The following is a 2,563-nucleotide window of genomic DNA, read 5'->3' on the forward strand; positions in this document are numbered from 1 at the left end:
CTTTTTACACTAAAATTGACAAATTTACACCTTTAGTGTAAATTTACACTATAAGAAAGAAGGAGATACATTATGGATAAGCAAGAATTTATTGAACTCGTCAATTCAAAATTAAAACTCATTCGTGTTGAGAGTGATTTATCACAGGATAAAATGTCAGAAATTATCGGTTTATCGAAGAAAACATTAGTGGAAATCGAAAAAGGAAGACGCACTCTAACATGGACAGGTGCAGTTTGTGTCGTAACACTCTTTGAACAGAGTGATACAGTCCAGATGACATTCGGAGATGATGTGAATGAAATTATAAAAACTATTGCTTTTACACATTACAACACTAACTTCCCGAAGACTTTAGGAGGAAAGGTGTGGTGGCGACAAATAAAAGAATTAAACGGTTATAAAATACAACAAAATATTCTATCTCAACACTATAGAATTTTAGATAAAGAAGACCATAGAATATGTCATTCATTCGAATTGGATGAAATTGAAGCAAGATTTACGGAAATGGCAAAAACGTCTCAATAAAGAGATCGAAAAATATTTTATTTATACTAAACAATGGAAGGAATAAAATGATATGAAAAAAATAATTATTACAACGTTATCCCTTGGCCTACTAATGGGAATATCAACTGTTGTGTTTGCAAATACAGGTACAAAAACTGAGGCTTATGCAGCGGAACTAGCTCATTTCAAATTAACTAATCCTACTATCACAAGCTCAGAAGTCAATTCAATAATGAAGCAAAGAGAAGAATTGGATGAATTATATAATCAATTAGATCAATTAGAACTAATTTATGGAGTTCGTGTTGATAATACAAAAGATCCTCATAAAGAACCGAAACACCGTGATGATTTACCAACGGCTCAGCGAGAGAAATGCATTCGGCTAAGTATCAAAACTTGGGATAAAGAAATTCAATTTTTAGATGCTCAATATAAAGCAAATCTTATAAAAGAAGAGATTTATAAAGTTGAAAAGAGCAACTTTAATTCCTTTAAAGAAAAGGAATTACAAGAATTAAATCAATTTACTAAGCATTAATTCATACTATAATCTATAAAAAACAAATAAACATCGGAGTGTAATTCAAGTGAAAAAACAGACAAATATCACTATATTAAATATATTAATGATTAGCATGTTAATATTAAATCTTTTTATTTTCACATCACGAATGAGCTTTTTACCTTGGTATATTGAAGATGGTTGGGGCTATTTAGGATTATTATTTACATCCTTTATTTTCTTAATTAGCTTCTTTAAGTCTTCGAAGCTTCATAACGATGGAGAGTTAACTACTCTACAAAAGTTCATTCCACTTGCTTCTGCCGTACTTTCAATCTTTGTTCTCCTCATTCCATCAAGTGATTTAATGACTATATTAGCCAATCTGATCAATACAATTATATTAACTATTTATATAATCGTTTTTCAAACAAAGCCTGATTTATCTACGGAAAACCATTACATTAAAAAGAAGGAGCAAAGAAGTTAGGTGGAAGCTTTACTGCCCGTAAACGCCCGATTGGTGAGGGCTAATCAAAACAAAAATAGCCATTCACCTGACTAAAAAAATCAGGTGAATGGCTATTTTATAGTTCTTATTTCCTTACAGCTACATCTATTACTTCGCGCTCACAATCTTATAATAAGAGCGAACTGTTAAGAAGTAATATCCRATATAAATGACGCCATATACTCCRATACTAATTAGGAGCGGRATCATAATTTCGAATGGTAATATATTCGACAAACCTTTTAGTGCAAACAAACTGTGTAAAATACCGATAATTAACGGGATAGCAAAGATAAAGCTCACTTGTTTTGCGATAGCTTTCTTCATCTCTTGCTTCGTTACACCAATCTTATGAAGAACAACGTAACGATCACGGTCAGCACTTGCTTCTGTAAGTTGCTTAAAGTAAATGATTGAGCCTGTTGCTAATAGGAAAACTAATCCTAAGAATAGCCCAATGAACATCATTAAACCTGTCGTTTCAATTCCCATTTGGAATCCTGTATAGAAATCGTTAAATGGTTTTAAAACTTCCGATTCACCTGCTGGCATAATGCTTGTTAATTTCGCTGTTAACTCTTTACTATTTCGCTCACCTTTTACATCAATATTTTTTACAGTACGTGTTTCATGTACTTGTTTCGCCTGCTCATATGTTTGATCCGGAACGATTACAAATATGTATTAAAGCTTGATTGAGAAATAAGCTGATACTGATTCGTAACATTATAGTGCGTGTTCAGCACTTGATCTGCTCTTTCACCTTTAAATGTTCCCTTCACAGGAATCATTTCAACTTCTGATTCATATGTCACTGGATGATTGCTCTTCTCTCCAGCAAGTATTTCTTTTACCTTTTTATCTAGCGCTTCATCTTTTTTCTCATAAGAATAACTATACGGCGCAGCAACTTTTGATTGYGTAAATGTGTTGTAATACATCGTAACTGACGTACCAACCGCTGTTAATGTCACTGCACTTAAAATAGMAATTGTCGCYAGTGAYTTTGCRTTTCCTTTAATRCGATATAGTAG

At 32.5% G+C, this 2,563-nt stretch carries 3 protein-coding genes and 1 pseudogene; 3 read left to right on the top strand and 1 reads right to left on the bottom strand.

The window, feature by feature from the left end; genetic code table 11:
* Nucleotides 1–72 precede the first annotated feature (72 nt).
* The 3 genes from AC1DJR_RS27340 to AC1DJR_RS27350 are packed head-to-tail and all read left to right on the top strand — an operon-like array spanning nucleotide 73 to nucleotide 1,508.
* Nucleotides 73–531, top strand: a complete 459-nt coding sequence (locus AC1DJR_RS27340) for a helix-turn-helix transcriptional regulator (RefSeq protein WP_429686571.1) — start codon at nucleotides 73–75, stop codon at nucleotides 529–531.
* A 52-nt stretch (nucleotides 532–583) separates the two neighbouring features.
* Entirely contained in the window at nucleotides 584–1,054 is a 471-nt protein-coding gene (locus AC1DJR_RS27345) for a hypothetical protein (protein ID WP_429686570.1), read from the top strand.
* Nucleotides 1,055–1,103: 49 nt separating this feature from the next.
* Entirely contained in the window at nucleotides 1,104–1,508 is a 405-nt protein-coding gene (locus AC1DJR_RS27350) for a hypothetical protein (RefSeq protein ID WP_429686569.1), read from the top strand.
* A 129-nt stretch (nucleotides 1,509–1,637) separates the two neighbouring features.
* Here the strand turns inward: AC1DJR_RS27350 and AC1DJR_RS27355 are convergent.
* Nucleotides 1,638–2,563: pseudogene (locus AC1DJR_RS27355) on the bottom strand (ABC transporter permease); the annotation flags it as partial.

The sequence above is a fragment of the Bacillus sp. 05T31 genome, assembly GCF_056396725.1.